We start from the raw sequence: 22,560 nt of genomic DNA on the forward strand, positions 1-22,560 counted from the left end.
ATGTCGTTTCCCCCTGCATCTTTAGCAACGGGGGCGGAAGACCTCACAGGTTTTCAGGGAAGGTGTCATGCATACAGCGAAGCGTTTTGTCAGCCGCCTCACGCGGCAAACCCTCGCCCTCGTGCTTGCCGGTGGGCGAGGTTCCCGGCTCCATGATCTCACCAAGTGGCGCGCCAAGCCGGCGGTGCCCTTCGGTGGAAAATTCCGGATTATTGATTTCCCGCTGTCTAACTGCATTAACTCCGGGATATCCCAGGTGGGTGTGATTACCCAGTACAAATCCCACTCCCTGATTCGCCATATCCAGCGGGGGTGGGGCTTCATGCGTGGCGAACTCGACGAATTTGTTGAATTGCTGCCAGCTCAACAGCGCATAGAAACCTCCTGGTACGAAGGAACTGCAGATGCCGTGCTGCAGAACCTCGATATCATTCGCAGCCATGAGCCAGAGTATGTGCTGATCCTTGCTGGCGACCACGTTTACAAAATGGACTACGGCACGATGCTGGCCGCCCACGTAGAGAAAGAGGCGGACATTACCGTCGGCTGTATCGAGGTGCCGATAGAGGACGCCTCGGCCTTCGGCGTTATGTCAGTGGACGATGAGTTCCGGATTACCGAGTTCGAGGAGAAGCCAGCGGCGCCGAAAGCCCTGCCCGGACAACCCGGAAAGGCACTTGCCTCGATGGGCATCTACGTGTTCAGCACCAAGATTCTCTTCGACGAATTACTCAGGGATCATCAACTTAACAGTGATTCTTCACATGATTTTGGTAAAGACATCATTCCCTCGGTCATCCGGCGACTCCGGGTATGTGCCTTCCCGTTCCGGGACCCGGTCAACAAAAAACCGGCCTATTGGCGTGACGTAGGCACCATCGATTCACTCTGGCAAGCAAACCTTGAACTGATTGACGTCAGCCCTGAACTGAATCTGTACGATGCCCACTGGCCGATCTGGACCTATCAGGAGCAGCTCCCGCCTGCCAAGTTCATATTCGACGATGAGGACCGCCGGGGAACCGCCGTAGATTCCATGGTCGCCGGCGGCTGCATTGTATCGGGGGCCCGAATTCGCCACTCGTTGCTGTTTTCGCAGGTACGGGTACATTCGTTCACTACCATTGATGATTCGGTGATCTTTCCGGATGTGGATGTCGGCCGCAACTGCCATATTCGTAAAGCAGTCATTGACCGGGGATGCAGAATCCCGGACGGCACCCGCATCGGATTTGACAAGAAAGCAGACGAAAACCGTTTCCATGTCTCGCCCAAAGGCGTTGTTCTGATCACCCCCGAAATGCTCGGGCAGGATTACCCCCATGGACTCTGACCAACGCACACCGGTTGTCCTTTGCTGGCACATGCACCAGCCCGTCTATCAGGACCAGCACACAGGCGAATTCCTGTTTCCCTGGGTTTATCTGCATTGCATTAAGGATTATGTCGATATGGCCGCGCACCTGGAGGCTCACCCGGAGGCCAGGGCCGTGGTCAATTTTGCTCCGGTTCTGCTGGAACAGATTGAAGAATATCTGCTGCAGATTGAGCGCTGGAGACACAAAGGCACGCCTGTTGGCGACCCGGTGTTGGCAGCCATGGTGTCTGATTCGTTGCCTGAACCGGGCTCTCCTGGCTTTCTGGAACTGATGGAAAAATGCCTGAGAGCCAACGAAAACCGCATCATTAAGCGGTTCGCGCCCTATCAGCGGCTTTCGGAGCTCGCCCGCTTCTACCGCACCCGACCGGATCTCCAGCGTTACATCTCACCGCAATTTCTGGCCGACCTGCTGGTTTGGTACCACCTTGGCTGGATGGGAGAAACGGTGCGCCGTAAACACCCCGTGATTCAGGCGTTGCAGGAAAAAAGCCATCATTTCAGCATGGAAGACCGAACCGCGTTATTAGACGTCATCGCAGACCTGATGGCTGGCCTCGGCCCCAGGTATCGCCATCTGTCCCAAACCGGACAGGCAGAGCTCGCCATGAGCCCCTGGGCACACCCTATCGTACCGCTGTTACTGGATTTCGGTTCCGCCAGGGAGGCAATGCCCGATATCGGCATGCCGGAACACGCCCTCTATCCTGGCGGCAAGGAACGGGCGGACTGGCACATTCATATGGGGCAGCAGGTATTTCAGCGGTTCTTTGGTGAGTTGGCCACAGGCTGCTGGGCGTCTGAAGGCGGCTTGAGCCAGAATACGCTGGCATTGCTCGGGGAACACGGCTTTAAGTGGACGGCGAGCGGCGATTCCGTGGGCCACAATAGCTTACGCCTGGCCACGGAGCAGGGAACCCTCAAGAAAGAGCCACCGATTCACCGCCCCTTCCGGTTTTCGGAACTGCCAATCACCGTGTTTTTCCGGGATGACGGCCTATCTGACCTAATCGGCTTCAACTACGCAGACTGGCATGCGGAAGATGCCGTTGGTGACCTTGTGCACCACATGGAGAATATTGCCAGCAACAGCGAGCCAGGGCAGCGCCCGGTCATTTCCGTGATTCTGGACGGTGAGAATGCGTGGGAGTACTACCCGGAGAACGGCTACTACTTTCTGGATGCGTTGTATCGGGTACTGAAAAACCACAAGACCCTGCGGCTGACCACCTACCAGACATTGCTGAGCGAGCCCGTTTGCGACCCGGTGAAGTTGCCACACCTTGTCGCCGGAAGCTGGATTTACGGCACCTTCTCAACCTGGATTGGCGACCCGGACAAAAACCGCGCTTGGGATCTACTTTGCGAGGCCAAGCAGCACTTTGATCGTGTTATGGACAACGGCAGCCTGACTGTCGAACAGAAAGAAAAAGCGAGTAACCAACTTGGCGTTTGCGAGGGGTCGGACTGGTTCTGGTGGTTTGGTGACTACAACCCGGCACCGGAGGTGCGTGATTTTGAGCACCTTTATCGCCGGCATCTGACCAACCTTTACGACGACATTGGCTACCCGCCGCCTGCTCGCCTGTTCCAGCCACTCAGTCAGGGCGGGGGAGAGCCTGCCCGCGGTGGCGCCATGCGACCAGGACATGAGGCTGGGGGGCAGGAATGAGTGCTGAACTGACTCCCGCTCCGGTTTTCTGCCGCCGCCGGACGGGTGTGCTGCTTCACCCAACCGCCTTACCCGGTAACGCCGGCAAGCTCGGCCAGCACGCCCGACACTTCGTGGACTATCTGGCAGAAGCCGGCGTGACGGTTTGGCAAACCCTGCCAACAGGCCCCACCCATGCAGATTTATCGCCTTACCAATCGTTGTCCGCCCACGCCGGTAACCCTGAGTTTATCGACCTGTCGGAGCTTGTTTACCTGGGCTTACTCAGTACGGATGAACTTGCCTTCGAGCCCAGAACCCGTGCTCTTGAAATCGCCGCTGGGCGATTTCTGTCAGTTACCGACCAAACGTCTGTAACCGCTAATCAGGACACCTGGCGACAGTTCCTGTCTGACCACAAGGCGTGGCTGGATGACTTTGCTTTGTTTATCGCCATCCGAGATGCCCATGGCGGCATTCCCTGGTACGAATGGCCAATGCCGTTACGATGCAGAGAGGCACAAGCCCTTGACGCTTTCCGAACCCGGCATGGGAGCGCCATCGAACAGGTCTGTTTTGAACAGTTTGTATTCCACCTGCAATGGCAGGCCATGCGCCGCTATGCCCGGGAACGGGGTGTGCTGTTATTCGGGGATATCCCCATTTTTGTCGCCCACGACAGTGCCGATGTCTGGGCCCATCCTGACATGTTCAAGCTGGATGCGCAGGGCCAGCCTCTGGTCGTCGCTGGTGTGCCACCAGACTACTTTTCTCCCGATGGCCAGCACTGGGGTAATCCACTGTACGATTGGCAAGCCATGGCCGCTGATGGTTATCGATGGTGGATTGACCGGCTGGCCAGCCAGCTGGAAAAGTTCGACCTTCTCAGGATTGACCATTTCCGGGGCCTACAGGCGTTCTGGGAAATACCTGCGGCAGATGCCCGGCCGGTGAATGGGCACTGGGTGGCGGGCCCGGCCGATGCTTTTCTGTCAGCGTGCTTTGAGCAACTCCCGGAACTGCCGCTGGTTGCGGAGAACCTGGGCATCATAGGGGCGGATGTTGAGGCACTGCGGCAACGGTTTAACTTGCCCGGTATGACGGTCATGCAGTTTGGTTTTGACGGCAGTGCAAGCAATCCTCATTTGCTTCATAACCATAAAGAGCACGACCTGGTGTACACCGGCACCCACGATAATGACACCACCCTGGGCTGGTACCAGAGCCTGGATGAAGGTACCCGGAATCATGTAAACCAATACCTTCGCCTCTGCGACGACAACCTTCCCAGGCAGATTATCCAGGCGGCGCTGGCGTCTGTATCGGGACTGGTGATGATTCCAATGCAGGACCTCCTCGGGCTGGACTCCAGTGCGCGATTCAACACTCCTGGCACAACCTCCAATAACTGGATCTGGCAGTTACCGGTGAACTATCAATCACTGGCGCAGCCAGAATCCTTGAGGTCGCTGATTAACCTTTACGGGCGTTAAATTGGGCAGCTGGTCATTAATTGATCAGAGTCAAGATGATTAATCCTTGACCAGCTATAACTAATAAAAGCGGGTGTATATACCGAGGAGATGTTCTACGTTGAGTGAATACAGGGGGATATCATGGAGCATCGGCTTAGTCAGCGGATTGAAGGCGAGCTACCCATACTTGTCTACAAAAGGGGAATGCCCGTAGCCACCGGGCAAATCCAGGACGCCTCCCGGCGAGGTTTGTTTGTGGCAACCGATTACGCCGACATCCGGTTGAACCAGCCTATTCAGCTGGCCTTCAAGTTTCCGGACCAGCGGCACGACTGCCACCGGGTCTTGAACGCGCACGTTGTTCGCAGGTCTTCCGGTGGGCTGGGTTTGGGGGTTGATGTAACAGACAACGACGCCAGTGTGATCGCAGAGTTAGTGAAGTGGCTGCAAAGCCAATCTTTGCTCACTGAGTTCAACGTTGGGGGCAGTACAGAACGCACTAACAGAATAGCCGCAGGGAGGAATGGATAACATGGCACGATTGGCAGGCAAGGTAGCAGCAGTGACTGGAGGAGCCGTTGGCATTGGCAAGGCTGCGGTTCACCGTATGGTGGAGGAGGGCGCAGCAGTTGGCATACTGGATGTCCTTGACCAGGCCGGTGAAGCACTCGCCACGGAACTGGCCGCCAAGGGTTACAAAGTGGCCTATTGGCATTGCGATGTAGCAGACGAAGCCCAAGTAAAAGAGGCTATCAATAACGTTGCGGAAAAATTCGGCAAGCTCGACGTATTGGTGAACAACGCCGGCATATCCGGCACCAACAAACCGACCCACGAACTGACAGAAGAGGAATGGGACAAAGTGCAGGCGGTTAACGTTAAAGGCGTTTTCTTCTGCACGAAGCACGCAATTCCGCATATGAAAAAAGCGGGCAGCGGCAGCTTGATCAATCTCTCATCCATTTACGGCCTGGTAAGCGCACCAGATGTTCCGCCTTACCATGCGTCAAAAGGCGCCGTAAGATTGATGACCAAGACCGATGCGATGATATATGCACCAGATCGGATTCGTGCCAATTCGATTCACCCGGGGTTTATCTGGACGCCCATGGTTGAGAATCACCTGAAAACCACTGGCATGGACCCGGAAGAAGCCAGGCAGGCGACTGCCGCCCTGCATCCCCTGGGACACATGGGGGAGCCGGACGACATCGCCTGGGGCATCGTTTACCTGGCGTCTGATGAGTCAAAGTTCATTACCGGCAGCGAACTGGTCATCGACGGCGGCTATACAGCGCACTGACACCGAGCCAAGATCATGACGCTCGCTGCATACACCATGCGGGCCCTGCCAGCCCAGCTGTCGGGGCTTATTTCTCTGGCGCTGGATTTGCGCTGGAGCTGGCATCATGGCAGTGATCAGCTCTGGCGGTTACTGGATGAAGATGTCTGGGAGTCCACCCAGAACGCCTGGCTGGTGCTCAATAGCGTGTCTTCTGAGCATTTGCAGGCCTTGGCGGAAAATCCGGCTTTCCTCGAGGTTTACCAGGCCCAGATAGGTCATCACCAGGCGCTCAACACGGCGGAAACCTGGTATTCCGACACCTGCGACGGCCAACTGGGCGAAGGCGTTGCCTGGTTCTGTATGGAATACGGGGTTTCTGAATCGTTGCCGTTGTATAGCGGCGGGCTGGGGGTATTGGCCGGGGATTACCTGAAAGCGGCCAGTGACCTCGGAGTGCCGGTGATGGCCGTCGGCCTTCTTTACCAGCAGGGTTATTTTCGCCAGGCCCTGAGTGCTGACGGCGAACAGCTGGAGTTTCACCCCTACAACGACCCAACCATGCTGCCGGTGGCACCTGTAAGAGACCCAAATGGAGAGTGGGCGAGGGTGACGGTGCCCTTTCCCGGCCGGGCTGTTCGCCTCAGGGCCTGGAAAGGTCAGGTTGGCCGATGCGAGTTGTTGTTATTGGACAGCAACGACCCCCGCAATGAACCCGGCGACCGGGGCATCACCAGTGAACTCTACAGTGGCGATCCCGAAAAACGTATTCAGCAGGAAATGGTGCTGGGCATAGGCGGTTGGCGATTGCTGGAACTGTTACAACGCAAACCCACGGTGTGTCATATCAATGAGGGGCACAGTGCGCTGGCATTGATCGAAAGGGCCCATTACTGGCAACGGGCAAACCAATCAGATTTTCCAACAGCCAGGCTGGCGACCCGAGCCACCAATCTTTTCACAACCCATACGTCCGTGGCTGCCGGTTTTGATCGATTCGCCCCGGGGCTGGCAGAACTCTACCTGACACCTTGGCTTTCCGAAAACAACAACTCACTGCAAAATCTATTTCAACTCGCCAACGGTGGCAGCCGCGACCTGAACATGGCCGGTTTGGCGCTTGGTATGAGTGGCCGCTTTAACGGTGTAAGCCAGATCCACCGCAAGGTAACCCAGGCGATTTTCCAGCCCTGGTTTGGGCGCTGGCCTGCTGACGACATCCCGGCCGAGTTCGTGACTAACGGCGTGCACACCCCAAGCTGGGATTCACCCGAATCCGACGCCTTGTGGACCAGGGCCTGCGGCCAGGAGCGGTGGCGCAGGCCGTTAACGCAATCCTGCCCGCTGCAGTCCATCACGGACAACGAGCTTTGGCAAATGCGGCGAAACCAGCGCAAGCGTTTGGTCAGTTACCTGCGCAAACGCTTGCAAAGCCAGCACTGCGAACACAAGGTTGGTTCCAGTGTCGAGGCCGCATGCGGCCTGCTGCTGGACCCGGAAACCCTCACGCTCGGGTTTGCCAGGCGATTTACCAGCTATAAACGCCCGGATCTCCTGCTCAAAGACCCGCAAAGGCTTCTGGCGTTGCTGTGCTGCCGGGACCGGCCACTTCAGATCGTCTTGGCGGGAAAAGCTCACCCCCACGATGCCGCAGGCAAGGCGTTGATCAAGCGTTGGAAGGAGTTTTCCCGGCGCCCAGAGGCTGAGGGCCGGGTGGTGTTCATTGAAGACTATGACCTTGCCGTGGCCAACCAGCTTATTCAGGGGGTGGATGTGTGGCTCAATTGCCCGAGACACCCCTGGGAGGCTTGTGGAACCAGTGGTATGAAAGTGCTGGTGAACGGTGGCCTGAACTTGTCTCAATACGATGGTTGGTGGGCAGAAGCCTGGAACGAGAACGTGGGCTGGGCCATTCGGCCTGGCGCCACGTTTGAAGAACTCAGCCATTCCGACCAGCATGATGACGCCGACGCAAACGAACTTTTCGCATTGCTGGAGGAACAAGTGATACCCGAGTTCTACCAGCTCAACAGCGAGGGCCTGCCGGCGAGCTGGTTGCAACGGGTGCGGGCCAGCATGGACCAGTTAACGGCCAGCTATTCCGCCAATCGCATGGTTCGGGAATACGTTGATGCCTTCTACCTGCCGATGATCGCCAAGGGCAACCAGAGGAACCCCGAAACCGCCAGGCAATTGCTCCAATGTCAGCAACAAATTGCCCAGCATTGGTCAAGATTACGCTTTGGAAGACTCACCAGCCAGCAGGAAGACGGCACGCGGGTGTTTACCCTGGATGTGTACCTGGACGGACTAAGCCCAGAACAGGTGGAGATAGAGCTGGTGGCGGAAGCTTCGGAATACGGTGGGCGCATAGTTCAGCCCATGACGCTTGAACGAAGCCTGCCCGGTGCTGAGGACAGCTACCTGTTTTCAGTATCGGTGCCAGACCGGCCGGAGGATCACTACACTCCAAGGATTCGCCCACACCACCCGCTGCTCCATATCCCGTTAGAGGATCAGCACGTGCTCTGGTATCGCTAATCGGTGTTAGCCGCGCCAGAACCCGGGTGAAAGCACGATCACCACACTGAGAATTTCCAGCCGGCCCATCAGCATACCCACCGACAGAATCCACTTGGCGGCATCTGGCAGGGGAGCGAAGTTACCCGACGGACCAATAATGTCACCAAGCCCCGGGCCAACGTTGGTCAAAGAGGTGAGGGCGCCAGACAGGGCTGTCACGAAATCGAGCTGAAGTGACGCCAGCAGCACCGTGATAATCAACAGGCACAGCAGGAAAATGAAAGTGTAGGCAATCATCGATGAAATAATCTCGTCGCTGACCGCCCGCCCGTTGTAGTTCCGGGTGAACACCGCCCTCGGGTGTAACAGTCGCATCAGCTGCTCCCGAAGAATGATCAACGACAGTTGGAAACGGAAAATCTTCATGCCGCCAGAGGTCGAGCCGGAACAGCCACCTACAAACATCAAAAAGAAGAACACCACAAAGGCCAGCGGCCCCCAGGCGGCATAGTCTTCTGAGGCGTAACCGGTCGTGGTCACCACAGACGTTACGTTGAACAACGTCGCCACGTAATTGTGTAGGGGATCAAACGGAATCGGCGAAACCCACCAGCGGTAGAGTGTCAGCAGTGCCGGCACGGTGAAAAGAATGGTCAGAAACAGTCGGACTTGCTGGTCTTTGAACAGAACACCGTGTTGCCCGTGCAATTCCCGTACGAACAGAAAAAACGGCAAACTGCCGATGATCATGAACAACGTGGCTTCCATCAGGATCAGATCGCTGAACTTGCCCATCGACAGATCAGAGGTGGAGAAACCACCGGTGGCGATGCTGGTCAGGCCATGGTTGAAGGCATCAAACAGACTCATGCCTGATAGCCAGTAGGTAACCACCGCAATCACGGAGAACACCAGGTAAACGAACAGAAGGCCACGACTGAGGGTTTTCATTCGGGGCAACGCTTTGTCTGTCCATTCGGAAGATTCTGTTGCGAACAACCGCATACCACCAACACGCAGAAACGGAAGCACCGCAACGAACATACCGATGATGCCGATGCCGCCGATCCACTGAAGAATGGACCGCCACAGCAGCAGATCCCGATCCATGTCATCAAGACCACTGAGCACCGTGGCACCCGTTGTGGTTATGCCGGAGGTACCCTCAAAAAAAGCATCTGCCGCGGAAATCCCGTTATCACTGAGATAGAAGGGTATTGAGGAGAGCAGGGCGATGATAAACCAGCTGGAAACGGTAAGAACGAACATGTAGCGGGGCTTGAGATCCCTGGGTTGCCGATACATTGACAACACGCCGACAGCACCAAGCACAAATACGATGCCGGCCGATTCGGCGAAGGCCACCGCGTTTGGTACGTCTTCCCCCGCAAGAGCGAGAAGTACAACAGGTAAGGTCATGAAAACACTAAGAAGTATAAACATGACGCTGATAATAAATATGACAGGGTAAAGGTTTCTCAAGGTGCGCCCGCGCCAGCTGACAAAGAGACGGCGTCAGGATACCCCCGGTACCGGGCTTCCGCAAGGAAACAGGCGGACGCACGGGCCATTAACACCAAATTAAATCCCTGTAAAAGCAACGTAAATTCGGAACCTGGCTATGGCAAACATCGTCTGTGTGGTGCAAGTTGTTAAAAGGAGCGTTACCCATCAGCTCCCCAATAAGGAACAAGGAGAACCGGTTATGAACGTAAAAAAGACTCTGTTACTCGCGTCCGTTGCGTCTGCAGGCATCGCTTTGGTTGGGACGGCATCTGCACAGGATATGTATAAGAGCGGTGTGGGTGGCCTTTATGCCGGGTTGAACTATACGTTTATGGATCTGGATTATGACGGCGTTTCAAGCGCTGACGTTGGAACGCTGTCCGGCAAAGTTGGTGTGATGGCCAACGAATTCCTGGGCATTGAGGCCCGCGCGGGTTTCGGTGTGGATGATGATCGGGTGTTTGGCCAAAAGGTCAAACTTGATAACTTCTTTGGCGGGTATGCCACCATCAACATGGCGAACCAGAGCCCCGTAACACCCTATGCCGTGGTTGGTTTCACCCGCATCGAGGCCGAGTTTGGTCCTGTATCTGACGATGAATCGGACTTCTCATACGGCGCCGGCGTCAACTTCAAGTTCGCCCCGAATCTGTCGGGTAACCTCGAGTACATGCGCTACTACGATGACAGCGACCTGACGGTCGACGGCATTGGTCTTGGTGTTCAGATAAACTTCTGATTCCGGAACAAAGACCTGAAACGGACCCCGCTGGCGCTAAAGGCGCGAGCGGGTTTCGTGGCTTTGATAGAGTGGTAAATTAGACCAAAACCAGTAATCCAGAATAATGTTTAAGTCGTATTATCACCATCTCCTTGATAGGTGAGAAAGCGATGAAAAAGTCCCCCCTGCAAACCGTCATATTTGTTGGCGCTCTTTCCTGTTTTGGATCAGTAAATGCGGCTGAGTCGAGAACCGCTCTCGTTCCACTTCCTTCCATCGACGATTTTACAAATGGCGATGGTTGGGGATTTGGGCTTGGGTTAGGCGTTGAGTACGAGACTGCCTACGAGGGGTCCGACGAATTTGCATTTGAGGTCGACCCAGCGGGCGGTGTTCAGTACCGGACCGGTGATCACCTGCTTTTCTGGGCAGGTGAATCAATTGGCTGGCGGACACGGGTAAAGGATACCTGGTTGTTTCAATCATCCATCGGCTACGAAGAAGGCCGTGAAGAAAGTGACTCAGACGATGGCAGACTGGACGGTTTAGGTGATTCACGTTCCGGAGTCACAGTGCTGTTGGAAGTGCGCCATGCGCTCACGGAAGACTGGCGTTACTTTCTTGATGGCCGGGTCTTAACAGGTGAGGTCGGTACACTGGGCATTTTCGGGGCAGGAACCTGCCTGGCCTGCAAGCCCGACGGTACTGGCTGGGAAGTGGGTGCAGTGGTTACGTTCCACGATGGCAAGCTTGCCAACCGTGACTTTGGTGTGACCACACAACAATCCATAGATTCAGGCCTTCCTGCAACCGACGTTGATAGTGGGTACAGATCAACTGGGTTCAATGTTAGCTACCGTAATTACTTGCACAAGAACTGGCAGATCTTCGGTGAGGCTCTTTACGAAGCATTTGGGAGCGAGGTTTCAGACAGCCCGATCACGCTCAACAACTACGAGGCGGAGATTGGTGTTGGCTTCATTTATGTTTTCTAGTTTTGGCTGAGGGTGACGTAAACGATTGTGTGTCTCCACTAAAAGCGTAATGGGGGGTTTATACCGTATTTAACATAATATACATTATGCGCAGTGGCCAACATCAAGAACGGGGCGGATTTTACCAACTTGGACGACCACACAAAGTACTAAACAAACGCCACGTAAAGTGCTAAACCTCCACATAAAGTACTAAACTTGTTGTCCAGATCGGTAACTCCATGTATTTATTTAGCAATTCGAATTTCGCTGGGAAAGTCGTGTTTCACGTTAAAAAGAGCTACTCTTCCGAAAAAGAACGTCAGTTGAAGCGACGCTATGAGCACCAAAGCACCGATCACTAGCGGTGAGCGACACTTTCTCTATCGGTAGGAGTATGGGCTCTGATCAGATGAATGTTTTCTTCGAGCTCACCTGGCCCCGCGAATTCTCAATTTCGAAAGGGATAACGCGAGATGGCGTTATCGATAACCTAGCCGTGAAGATTCCGGCCGATTTTATGGATGACATTGCGATCGCCTGGATAAAGAAGCGGAAACTGCAAGTCGCTGTCGGCGGTCCCGTTGGGAATGAATGTGGAAGCCCAGACTGCCCCTTGGGAGTGAGAGTTCTCTTTCTACCTTTAAATCCGTTAAAATAACATTATTACGGATTTTATTTCCGCTCCCCCTTCTATGCCAGCGCATTACCAGGAGCCTCTCTAAATGAGTAAAACTGGCCAGGCACGCGTGTTGACGCCCGAACAGTTCGGCCACCTCTTGAGCGTGATCCGGGAACATCGCTATCCTGAAAAGAATACGGCCCTGGTTCAGATCAGCTTCAAGCTCGGGCTGCGAGTCCAGGAAATCGCGCTTTTACAGATCAAAGACGTTGCCGAACTCGGCCCTGACACTACTGGCCAGCGTTCGTTCAAGCTCAAAGAAATCCTGGCGTTGCCTGCGGCTTACACTAAAGGTGCCGATGCGCTGAGGCGATCCAAATCAACTTATCAACGCCGTCGGATCAGTTTCAGTGTTCACGATTTTCACCAGCTTGTTCAGCGAATTGAAACCATGGCTAAGGCCGGCGCCGAGATCAAACCGGAGGATTTTTATCCTGAGGTGAACAAGCACCGTGGTAAATCGCGCGATCTTCCGATGAATGACGCAGCACTGAGAACGGCTATCGAAAATTACCTTGCGATCCGTCTGGCAGCAGATCCTTCGGTGAAAAAGACTGATCATCTATTCCTGACTCAAAAAGGGGGCCCCTACTCTCCCAACACTCTCCAGGAACACTTAGCTCTGATGCAGAGGCATTGGGCAGGTATTGAGCGAGCCAGCTCCCACAGTGGCCGGCGGACGTTAATGACAAATATCATTCATGACCAAAAGAAGTCAGTTAAAGTTGCTCAAAAAATCGCTGGCCATGTGTCACCGTCAACAACGCTCATATACGAAGAACCTCCTGAGGAGTCACTGAAGGAAGCGTTGCAGGATGCCGGGTACAAATATGTTGGTTAGTACGGCAACCGAATCAACTTTAAAGGGCAGTCGTTATTATTTTCAACCACCCCAGATGCACCCCGGTTTGCGTACCTATCAGGTTAAAATTTTCAGCGCACTTGTTATGTGTCTTGTTGATAGCGCCGGACACCGACAGCTGCCCTGCCCCCTCCAGATCACGACTCATATGTCGATTCTCGCCAACCAAACGCGGATTTCATGACGATTGGGGATGTATCGGTGCCTGAGTGCGAAGTTGGGTTTGGTCGCAAAGCGAACATTCAGCTTGGAAGATAGCGCCAGCCTAACGGGCCGATTCGTGGAATTGCACTGGAACACTCTGGTCCAGTTGACGGACTTTTTGAACTCGGAGCATCCCTTTCGCACCATCAAGCGGCAGTTAAGTTATGCCAAAGTCCGCGATCGCAGCCTGTCGAAGAACACCAACCTGTTCTACCTGTTCGCGGCGCTCAGCAACATGCGGAGTGACAGGTTCGCCGTTTTTAAGCCATTTTATGCGTCCTTCACCGCAGTAGTTCTTGTACTCTTCCGCCACGTCGGGGCGGCGGCTGCTTCGAATGCTTCTTTGGTCTTCGTGACACGCGCATGGCCCTGTTCTTCATGGAGCATCCATTGGTCGTCGCCGTAGATAATAGGCAGGTCCATGAAGGTCTTAACCCTCCATTAACCACCTCCTAGATAGTCTGTATCCCGTCGTTTACCGCAGATTTGACCGCGCCCGAATGGACTTTACCTATGTATCGCTTGCCCTGCTCGAAAGTAGTGCTGACTGCTTTATGCTGCCTGGTTATTGCAGGCTGCAGTTCGTTGTCCACGAGAACGGACTATCTCGCTCAGGCCGATTCCGAGCGTCAGAACGTCGTCTCCAAGTTTGAGATGGAGGTTGGTCTCGAAACAGCCTACCTGAATGAGCTGGTCAACAGCCATGACCTGGACGCGCTTATTGTCGAAGCGCGCGCGGCCAATCCTGATTTCCAGCAAACACGGCTTTCACTCCAAATTCTCCGTGCTCAATACCGAGCGACTCAGGCGGATCAACTCCCCGACGTCGAGGCTGGATTCGTCGCGAATAACACTGACGGTCTAGATACTGCCTACACCGGCACCGTCAGCATCAGCTGGGAGCTGGATTTGTGGTCGAAGATTTCTGATGAGGCGTCGGCTGCCGCCAGTGACGTTGCTGAACAGCTGGCTCTCTACCAAGCTGCGCGGGATACGCTCGCAGCCGAGGTCATGCAGGGCTGGTTGAAACTGGTGAATCTGAATCGCTCCGTTGCCATCGAAAAGCAACGCGCGGAGCTATTGGAAAAAAACGAACAGTGGATTCTTCAGCGTTACCGCTCGGGACTGGGTGACCTTGAAGATCTGGACAGCGCCCAAAGCTCTGCGGCCAGTGCCAGGGCGACATTGATTGCAGTTCAGGAATCCCTGCAGCAACAGCAAAGGGCGTTGAACCTGTTGCTCGGGCGAAGCCAGGCTAGCACGGTCATTTCCGCCGACTATCCGCAGGTTCTTTTACCCCTGTCCGACCTTGCAGAGCAAACATTGCAGCGTCGCCCGGACCTTAAAGCGGCCTATATGGCTATCAGGGCAAATGATTTTCGAACGTCCGTTGCCTACAAGGACATGCTGCCATCCATCAACCTGGAAACAGCGCTTAGCGAAACAGGCACATCGCCCAGTGACGCCCTATTGCGCAACCCGGTGTGGTCATTGCTCGGTCAGCTACCGCGTTGTGCCCTGGATCGACGAATTGATGGCAACGCATCCAGGTTTGAATCTCAGAGTTCAGATTACTGACACCAACGTGGACTTTTACCGGGATTCGGTCGACATGGCGCTTCGCTACGGCGCGCCCAGTGACACCAACCTGTATGGCTTCAAAATTTGCGATGTGCCGCGCCTGCTTTGCGCATCTCCTGATTACCTTTCGCGTCATGGTCGCCCCATTCATCCTGATGACCTTGAGAACCACAACGGACTGTTCTATCAGTTGCAGGACATCCCATTTGACCTCTGGACGTTCAAACGGGGAGACGAGGAATATCGAGTCAAAATGACGGGCGATCGCGCCTCAAACGATGGCGATCTGGTTCGCCGGTGGTGCGTCGCTGGTCGCGGTCTTGCGATAAAATCGTGTCTTGATATGTCGGATGATCTGCTTGCAGGCCGTGTCACCACAATCATGCCGGACTATGCGCCGCCGGTATCCGAGCTGTGGCTGATTTGTCCTACCCGACAGTCAATAACGCCGGCAATGAGGTTGTTGAGGGATGACCTGCGTGCAAAAGTAGGCGAACTGATGAATGCAATGATTGCCGGAGGCTTTTTTCCTCCGGATCGCTTGTCCGGAGGAAAAAAAGACGCCTGAAAAACAGCGGGTGCGTTATTGATGATAAGAAATTCTCATTAACGTGCAGTACACCACTGGCAGCACCACTAACGTCAATACCGTTGCAACACCCAAACCGAACACGATAACCAGCGCCATGCTCGCGAAGAAGGCATCGCTGAACAGAGGAATCATTCCCAACATGGTGGTTACGGCCGCCATAAGCACAGGTCGTACCCGGCTTACCGCGGCCTCAACCACCGCAGTGAATGCATCATCCTGCTGTTCTAACTGAATATTGATCTCCTCAACCAGCACAATGGCATTCTTCAGTACCATACCGATCAGACTCAGAGTCCCGAGCAGCGCCATGAATGTAAAAGGCGCGCCGAGCAATACCAGTCCACCAATGATTCCAATCATCATGAGAGGAACAATCATCCAGATAGACAGAGCCTGTCGGAAGCTACCGAACAACAGCATCGAAATAATGAACATCCCCAGCAGTCCAAGAGGCAGCGAGGAGAAAAGCGAAGTCTGAGCTTCGGATGAGGTCTCGTACTCTCCACCCCACTCAATCGAATAGCCGTGGGGAAGCTCCAGCGCGTCGACCTGCGGGCGGATCCTCTCCAGCACACTCGCCGCCGTCTCCCCCGACAAAGGCATGGGTTCGGCATAAACCGCCAACATCCGCTCCCTGTTTCTGCGTTTTATCAACGGATCCCGCAGTTCCGTATTGATGGCATTGATGACGTTGCCCGCGCTGACATAGCGGCCCTGCTCTTCACTCCAGACATTGATCGAGGTAAGGTTTTCGATGTCAAAACGCTGCTCCTCTCTTGACCGCATAATGATCGGAATGAGGTCGCTCCCCTCACGGTACACTCCAACCTGCTGCCCCTGATTATTCAGCAACAACGCCTGGTGCAGTGATTCGCGAGATACGCCAAGGCGCCGGGCCTGTTCTTCGAGGAACTCCGGTACGATCACGGCTTCCCGATTACCCCAGGACAAGCGCACGCTGTCGGCCAGAGGTTCATTTTCAAAAATTGCCTGCACGCGCACACCGATTTTCCGGAGTTCTTCGGGATCTTCTCCAAAGATACGAGCTTCAAGACTGGCTTTGGCTGAGGGCCCCACCTGCAAAGCCTGCACTTTGTAATGCACGTTCGGGAAGTCTGTACGCAGTTGCTCAATGACTTCCTCCATACGGGCCTCTCTCGACGCCTTATCCCGGGTCTCTACGATCAATTGGCCAAAACTGGCGTATCGCTGCTCCGGTGAATACGTCAACGTAAAACGCTGGGCTCCGCCACCGGTGACACTGGTCACCTGAACGACCTGGTCCATGTCATTCACGCGCGATTCCAGCCGCTTTACGGTCTCTTCGGTTTGCAAGATGTCGGCGCCCTCGGGCAACCAAAGGTCAACAAAGAAGAGTGGCGTTGTGGCATTCGGGAAGAAAGCATTCTTAACCTGTCCCGAGAACGATAGAACCCCAGCCAGAAGCGCGATCGCAAGTGTTAATGTCACGAAGCGATAATGAATCGCGTAGGTCAGCAGGCGGCGGAAGACGACGAAAACAATTCCCTTATAGGGGTCGTTATCGGATGACTGCCCGACACTCTCGAGCTTGTCGGGATAGAACATATCAAAGAAAAACGGGGTCAGAGTGAGTGCCGTCAGCCAGCTCAGGAAAAGCGAGTAGCACAGAACCCAGAACAGGGAGCCAATGAATTCTCCGGTGGTGTCTGGTGAAAGGCCGATAGGAGCAAAGGCCGTAATGGCAATCACGGTAGCGCCGAGCAGCGGGTACCGGTTCTGCGAGACCACTTCTTTGGCTGCCTGCCTTTTGGACTTGCCCTTGGAAAGGCCAATCATCATGCCCTCGGTGACGACGATGGCATTATCGACCAGCATCCCCAGCGCAATGATCAGCGCACCCAATGAAATCTTCTGGAGCTGAATACCGTGTATTGCCATAAGCACGAATGTACCCATGATGGTAATCAGCAGGATCAGCCCCATGAGCAGGCCACTTCGCAGCCCCATGAACAGCAAAAGCACAATAATGACAATGCCCACCGCCTGAGCAAGGTTCATGAGAAAAGCAGATACTGCCTCCTCGACTACTTCAGGCTGGTTATACACTGTGTTCAGTGTCATGCCGATGGGTTGCTGTTTTTCCAGGCGTTTCAAAGCCTCATTGAGACTCTCACCTACATCAACAACGTTGGTGCCCTCTGCAAATGACACGCCGATGGTCAAAGCAGGCAATCCGTCAGAGTGGTAAAGCAAGGCGGGTGAGTCATTGGTCACCCTGCGAACTTCGGCCAGATCGCTGAGCCGGATAATACCCGAATCAGCGCTTCCAACTGCCAGTTGCTCAAGTGCCTGAACGGAATCAAGCTGACCGGTTGGCTGAACGGATAACGACAGCCCTTCACTGCGCAGGTGGCCAGCGTTGCCCACCGTATTCTGCGCATTCAGAAGGCTTGCCAGGTATTCTGGCGAGATGCCAAGAGCACGCATACGGTCACGGTCCAGTGACACGATCATCTGCTCGTCGACACGACCACCGATACTGACTTTTGCGACGCCCTCCAACAATCGCAGTTCTCGCTGAATGAGATCCGCATGGTCACCAAGATCTTTCAGCGAGTAGCCGTCACCACGCAACGTGAGCAGCAGGCCGAAGACATCGCCAAAGTCATCGTTCACGATGGACGTGTTCACGCCTGGTGGCAGACCAGGCTGGGCATCATTAATCTTTCGCCGAAGGATATCCCAATACTGGTCTAACTCCCCTTCTCTGACCGTCTTCTTGAGTTGGACAGTAATCTGCGACAAGCCGTCCGAGTTCACCGAAGTAATGTCATCGATGCCCGGCATCTGCTGGATCGCTTTTTCCAGAGGCAGCGTAACCTCCTCCTCGACTTCAAGAGGCGTTGCTCCGGGATATTGGGTGGTCACCAAGGCGGAACGTAACGTGAACTCCGGGAATTCAAGCTGGCCAAGACCCAGAAACGCGAACATGCCCCCAACCCCAAGCAACAGCGTGACCATCCAGCTGATGGACTTCCGATCAAGAAAATAATCGACCATCTCAGAGCCCGCCCTCTTTTTCCCAGGGACGGACCGAACGATCCCTGTTCATCCGGTGAGCGCCGGCAACCACGATTCTGTCGCCCGGGCTGAGCTCTCCCCGAACAAGCACGCCATCGTTCATTTTCTTACCCGGCTCGACATCCACCGGCTCGACGCTGCCCGTGTTATCGCCATTCTCACCATCGGCAGCAGCCACGTATCGCCAAACCACGCTAGTGCCGGGTTCTGCGTCAGGTGTTACAAGCGCCGCGGTTGGTATCAGCCACGACGGGGCGCTCTCTCCAGCCAATGTGCCGTAATCAAGCAGAACGGTCGCGCTCATCCCCGAAAGCACTGTGATGTCCTCGGGTTCAGGGAGCGTTACGGTAACCTCATAACTGAGCGACCCCTGAGAGGCATTGCTGTCATGCTCTTTGTAGCTCGCGGCGTAGCGTTTATCGGGAAGCTCGGGAAACTGTACCCACGCGATAGTGTTGCCATTGGCGCGAACGTTCCTGGATCTCTGTGGTTGAAGGCGGCGGACCTGTTGTTCAGGCATCTGGAACGAGACGTCGATAGAGCCGGGCCGTTGCAGTTCGGCAATGGCCTGCTGCGCTGATACAACCTGAAAGACATCCACCGGCACCCGTGAAATGACGCCATCAAATGGCGCTTTGAGAACGGTATAGGAAAGTTGGTCCTCCGCGCTGGCCAGTTGCGCTCTGGCAGAGAGGTACTCGGCCTCGGCCTCATCGAAACGGGCCTGACTGATGGCCTGGCGCTCCAACGATATTCGCATTCGCTCGAAGGTGGCCTGTGCCAGATTGAAATTTGACCGGGCGTTTTCCAGGCGGGTTCTTGCGTCCCGATCGTCCAGGCGGGCAACGACCTCCCCTTTTTCCACAGTGTCGCCTGCTTTAACGGCCAGCTCCGTCAGCTCTCCTCCCACTCTGAAAGAGAGTTCTGAATGGTCAGACGCCGAGACTCTGCCCGGATACTGATTGAGCGTGCCTGACTGCGCCTGCTCCAGCGTCATGAGCTTTACCGGGTAGACAGTTTGCTGTGTCAGAGGGGGCGCCTCCGCCGAACATCCCATCACCAGGAGGCTCGAAAGCATTGCAAGCGCTTGTAGGCCTCTCAAGGGCATGGCGGTACTGACCATCTTGAATTTCATAACGCGTCACTCTCCAGAAAAAATTAGGTATTCCGACGATCGGCAACCGCATCCCAAGCCATATTAAACGCTAATTCGATATGCTCATCGGTACCTTCGAACGACCCTTGCAGGCATCGTTGAACGAGGTGGTAAATCGGGCGGAACATAAACGTTTCGAGAAGTGGAAAAGGTACCGGTTTGATCAGCCCGGATTGCTTTCCCTGATCAACTGCATTCAAAAGATTTGCGGCTCGGCTTTCGTTTCGTGCCTGGATCTCGGGAGTCATCCAAGCAGAATGCGTGAACGTCTCGTGGTAGCGGAATAGTTCCGGACGCTCAAGGCCGATCCGGAACAGTGTGTGCCACTGGCGTCGCAGTCCTTCACGCAGATCTTTCCCGCGAGAAAAACTGTCCAGCGCCGCATCAATGACCTGATCGCTGACGTAATAAAATGTCGCCAATAAAAGCTGTTCTTTATCTTCGTAATAGATGTACAGCGTGGCTGGTGACAAACCCGCAGCCTTGGCTATCTTGCCAACCGAGGTTGCTGAAAAACCGTGATCTGCTACTTCCCTCACGGTAGCTTCCAGGAAGGCTATTCGTTTCGAGTCGTCTCTTTGCCGCATTTGTCTGCTCAACGCTTCAAATTGGTCGGCCTAAAATAAATGAACGTTCACTTATTTTCAAACCAAAAATTTAGGCGTATACCGAAGTAGGTGCCCTACTGAATTCCTGGACAGAATGGCCATTGGGGGCTCCATCAGGCATCTGTCTCCAAACCTGGACTGTAGTTTTCATGTCGTCACGAAGTCTCTTGAGCTCCTTTAACTCCTGATCCAGTCTGCAAAGGCGGTCTGTGAATAGCTCCTTCAGGTCGCTGCCAGCCAAGCCACCCTCCGTCCCATGACTTAGAATGACTTTGACTTCACGCAGGTTGAATCCCAGCTTGTTTGCCACGCGAACAAACCGTAAGCGCCACAGGTCTTCCGAATTATACAAGTTGTAGCCATTTCGGGGATCTTTTCGTGGCCGAAGTAACCCTTCACGGTTATAGAAACGAACGGTGTCCGGAGAGACATCCGCCAAGTTTGCAATTTCATTGACTTTCATCGTGCCCACATCGCTCGCATGAAACAGATCCCGATATATCAGAGGAGAAAACGCCAGCATGACCACTCTGAAACTCTCTCAATTTGTTATTGCATAAATGAAGTCGACCTTTATCCGCCCGTCGCCACCTTTACGTTATTGATCGGTTGGCTTTTCGACCAAGCGACTAACCCAAGGCCTCCAAGGATCATCGGCAAGGTCAACAACTGCCCCATGGTCACCCAGTCAAGGGCAATGAACCCCAGTTGCGGGTCGGGGAGGCGAACAAACTCGACCGCAAAACGGAAAATTCCGTAGAGCAACAGGAACAGGCCGGACGTTGCGCCCATCCGACGAGGGTGGCGTGAGAACCACCACAGCACCACAAACAGCACAACACCTTCCAGGGCAAACTCGTACAATGACGACGGGTGACGTGGCGCCGACCCCATATTCGGGAACACCATGGCCCAGGGCACGTCGCTGACCCGCCCCGGGAGCTCGTGGTTGATAAAGTTGCCAAGGCGCCCCGCCCCCAGGCCAATTGGCACCAGTGGCGCTATAAAATCCGTGAGTTGGAAAAAACGCAGGTTCTGCTTGCGGGCGAAGACCAAGGCTGCAATCAGGACGCCGGTCAAGCCGCCGTGAAAACTCATGCCCCCTTCCCAGACCTTGAACAGCCAAAGCGGATTGTCTGCCAGCTTGTCAAAACCGTAGAAGAGCGCATAACCGACGCGGCCACCGAGAATGACGCCCATCGCGCAGTAGAAAATCAATGTTTCAACAGCGTCTGCGTTCAACCCGAGTCGATGAGCCCGACGACGCCCCAGCCACCAGGCCGCGAGAAAACCGACAAGGTACATCAGGCCGTACCAATGGATTTTCAGTGGGCCCAGTGCAATGGCTACCGGGTCGATTTGAGGATACTGAAGCATAAGCTTCCCTGATTTCGTGTGTGAACGTGCGTTAGGGTTTCAATCAGTAACACGTTCCGCTCCATTGGCTGTCTCCTCCAATCGTTGCCTGGCAACAGCGATACCTTTACGAATGACCTCTGCGGAGGCGGAATCCTCGAAGCCAGCCAACGCTCGGCGCCAGTAACCGATCGCCTGTTCATAGCGGCCATCGTCGAAAGCCTCAACCCCCAGCATGCCCAACACTGTCGGCTGACGCGGATCCTTATCGAGTGTTTCATCTACCAGCGCCTGAACTTCATAGGTCAGGCTGCCTCCGGCCACATAGAATTTCAACTGAGCCAGTTGGGCCAGAAGATCGGCTCGGCGGCCTTCCAGTTCGATCAATCGCTCCAGGGCGCGAATCGACCGATCTGGCTGACCGACCTTCTGGTACAGCGGAAACAACAAAGCCCAGACCTTGGGATTATCCGGCTGACTCTCGGCCTGCTCTTCGAGCCGGACAATCAGGTTCTCCGGTGAGGCACCGGGAGAGTTAAGAACCTCCTGCACCACGGCATACAGAGCCAGATCGCCATTGGCGCCCACCCATCGATAGCCGGTTACGGTGGCGGCAATCAATGCCGTTATCACCAGAGGGATTACAAAACGTCCTGCCAGCGGGTTCCTGAGAGGCACGCGACGACGGGCCTCGGTGTCCTCCAGAAGATTGCGTTCAAGCTCGTGACGGCTTTCTTCAAAGCGTGCGACGTCAACCTCGCCGCGCTCGCAGGCGCTTTCCAGTGCCGCAAGCCGACGCTCATACACGGCCAGATTCTGCTCCTCCGCGCGGTCATCCGTTTCAAACCCTTGCTGCCAGTCATGGATCGCCCTTGCTCGCCGTAACGGTAGACTCAGGAACCACAGCGCTATAAGCAACAGTGTGCCGATACTTAACCAGAGCATA

General features: G+C 54.9%; 18 protein-coding genes and 1 pseudogene. 12 read left to right on the top strand and 7 right to left on the bottom strand.

What is annotated here, in order from left to right:
- The first annotated feature begins 67 nt into the window (after positions 1-67).
- The 6 genes from glgC (at position 68) to glgP (ending at position 8,327) form a co-directional block, all read left to right on the top strand.
- Entirely contained in the window at positions 68-1,333 is a 1,266-nt protein-coding gene (gene glgC, locus ASQ50_RS01240; protein ID WP_058089824.1) for a glucose-1-phosphate adenylyltransferase, read from the top strand.
- The gene (locus ASQ50_RS01245) at positions 1,323-3,050 is read left to right on the top strand and encodes a glycoside hydrolase family 57 protein (protein ID WP_058089825.1); all 1,728 of its coding nucleotides are present in this window, start codon (positions 1,323-1,325) and stop codon (positions 3,048-3,050) included. Before glgC ends, ASQ50_RS01245 begins: the two co-directional genes overlap by 11 nt.
- The gene (gene malQ / locus ASQ50_RS01250) at positions 3,047-4,522 is read left to right on the top strand and encodes a 4-alpha-glucanotransferase (RefSeq protein ID WP_058089826.1); all 1,476 of its coding nucleotides are present in this window, start codon (positions 3,047-3,049) and stop codon (positions 4,520-4,522) included. The genes ASQ50_RS01245 and malQ overlap by 4 nt, the downstream gene beginning before the upstream one ends.
- A gap of 123 nt (positions 4,523-4,645) precedes the next feature.
- Positions 4,646-5,035, top strand: coding sequence for a PilZ domain-containing protein (locus ASQ50_RS01255; RefSeq protein ID WP_058089827.1), 390 nt, complete (start codon positions 4,646-4,648; stop codon positions 5,033-5,035).
- Position 5,036: 1 nt separating this feature from the next.
- A complete protein-coding gene (locus tag ASQ50_RS01260; protein WP_058089828.1) occupies positions 5,037-5,807 on the top strand; it encodes an SDR family NAD(P)-dependent oxidoreductase in 771 nt (256 codons plus the stop codon).
- A gap of 15 nt (positions 5,808-5,822) precedes the next feature.
- Complete coding sequence (gene glgP, locus ASQ50_RS01265; RefSeq protein WP_058089829.1) at positions 5,823-8,327, top strand: alpha-glucan family phosphorylase; 2,505 nt, start codon at positions 5,823-5,825, stop codon at positions 8,325-8,327.
- A gap of 6 nt (positions 8,328-8,333) precedes the next feature.
- Here glgP and ASQ50_RS01270 read toward each other — a convergent pair whose 3' ends face one another.
- Positions 8,334-9,752 (bottom strand): TrkH family potassium uptake protein, encoded by a 1,419-nt coding sequence (locus tag ASQ50_RS01270; protein ID WP_058089830.1) that lies wholly within the window; start codon positions 9,750-9,752, stop codon positions 8,334-8,336.
- Between the two features lie 262 nt (positions 9,753-10,014).
- Here ASQ50_RS01270 and ASQ50_RS01275 point away from each other — a divergent pair, with 262 nt between their 5' ends.
- The 6 genes and pseudogenes from ASQ50_RS01275 to ASQ50_RS01305 all read left to right on the top strand — a co-directional run bounded on the left by ASQ50_RS01275 (position 10,015) and on the right by ASQ50_RS01305 (position 15,407).
- Positions 10,015-10,554 (top strand): porin family protein, encoded by a 540-nt coding sequence (locus tag ASQ50_RS01275; protein WP_058089831.1) that lies wholly within the window; start codon positions 10,015-10,017, stop codon positions 10,552-10,554.
- 152 nt (positions 10,555-10,706) lie between these two features.
- Positions 10,707-11,531, top strand: coding sequence for a MipA/OmpV family protein (locus ASQ50_RS01280; protein ID WP_058089832.1), 825 nt, complete (start codon positions 10,707-10,709; stop codon positions 11,529-11,531).
- A 704-nt stretch (positions 11,532-12,235) separates the two neighbouring features.
- Positions 12,236-13,033, top strand: coding sequence for a tyrosine-type recombinase/integrase (locus ASQ50_RS01290; protein WP_058089834.1), 798 nt, complete (start codon positions 12,236-12,238; stop codon positions 13,031-13,033).
- 352 nt (positions 13,034-13,385) lie between these two features.
- Positions 13,386-13,496 (top strand): annotated as a pseudogene (locus tag ASQ50_RS21755) (IS5/IS1182 family transposase); the annotation flags it as partial.
- Positions 13,497-13,771: 275 nt separating this feature from the next.
- On the top strand, positions 13,772-14,836 hold the full coding sequence (locus tag ASQ50_RS01300; protein ID WP_014420759.1) for a TolC family protein: 1,065 nt from the start codon (positions 13,772-13,774) through the stop codon (positions 14,834-14,836).
- Positions 14,793-15,407, top strand: coding sequence for a substrate binding domain-containing protein (locus ASQ50_RS01305; RefSeq protein WP_227716182.1), 615 nt, complete (start codon positions 14,793-14,795; stop codon positions 15,405-15,407). The genes ASQ50_RS01300 and ASQ50_RS01305 overlap by 44 nt, the downstream gene beginning before the upstream one ends.
- Before the next feature lie 15 nt (positions 15,408-15,422).
- Here the strand turns inward: ASQ50_RS01305 and ASQ50_RS01310 are convergent, their stop codons facing one another.
- The 6 genes from ASQ50_RS01310 to ccmI all read right to left on the bottom strand — a co-directional run bounded on the left by ASQ50_RS01310 (position 15,423) and on the right by ccmI (position 22,559).
- A complete protein-coding gene (locus ASQ50_RS01310) occupies positions 15,423-18,473 on the bottom strand; it encodes an efflux RND transporter permease subunit (protein ID WP_014420757.1) in 3,051 nt (1,016 codons plus the stop codon).
- A 1-nt stretch (position 18,474) separates the two neighbouring features.
- Positions 18,475-19,629, bottom strand: a complete 1,155-nt coding sequence (locus ASQ50_RS01315) for an efflux RND transporter periplasmic adaptor subunit (protein ID WP_008172291.1) — start codon at positions 19,627-19,629, stop codon at positions 18,475-18,477.
- Positions 19,630-19,652: 23 nt separating this feature from the next.
- Positions 19,653-20,189 carry a TetR/AcrR family transcriptional regulator gene (locus tag ASQ50_RS01320; protein ID WP_014420756.1) on the bottom strand — a complete coding sequence of 179 codons (537 nt, stop codon included), beginning with the start codon at positions 20,187-20,189 and terminating at the stop codon, positions 19,653-19,655.
- A 118-nt stretch (positions 20,190-20,307) separates the two neighbouring features.
- Positions 20,308-20,781, bottom strand: coding sequence for a MerR family transcriptional regulator (locus tag ASQ50_RS01325; protein ID WP_058089836.1), 474 nt, complete (start codon positions 20,779-20,781; stop codon positions 20,308-20,310).
- Between the two features lie 50 nt (positions 20,782-20,831).
- On the bottom strand, positions 20,832-21,635 hold the full coding sequence (gene lgt, locus ASQ50_RS01330) for a prolipoprotein diacylglyceryl transferase (protein WP_053115065.1): 804 nt from the start codon (positions 21,633-21,635) through the stop codon (positions 20,832-20,834).
- A 39-nt stretch (positions 21,636-21,674) separates the two neighbouring features.
- A complete protein-coding gene (ccmI, locus tag ASQ50_RS01335) occupies positions 21,675-22,559 on the bottom strand; it encodes a c-type cytochrome biogenesis protein CcmI (RefSeq protein WP_225316802.1) in 885 nt (294 codons plus the stop codon).
- Position 22,560: the final 1 nt, after the last annotated feature.

The sequence above is a fragment of the Marinobacter sp. LQ44 genome (assembly GCF_001447155.2).
Classification (GTDB): domain Bacteria; phylum Pseudomonadota; class Gammaproteobacteria; order Pseudomonadales; family Oleiphilaceae; genus Marinobacter.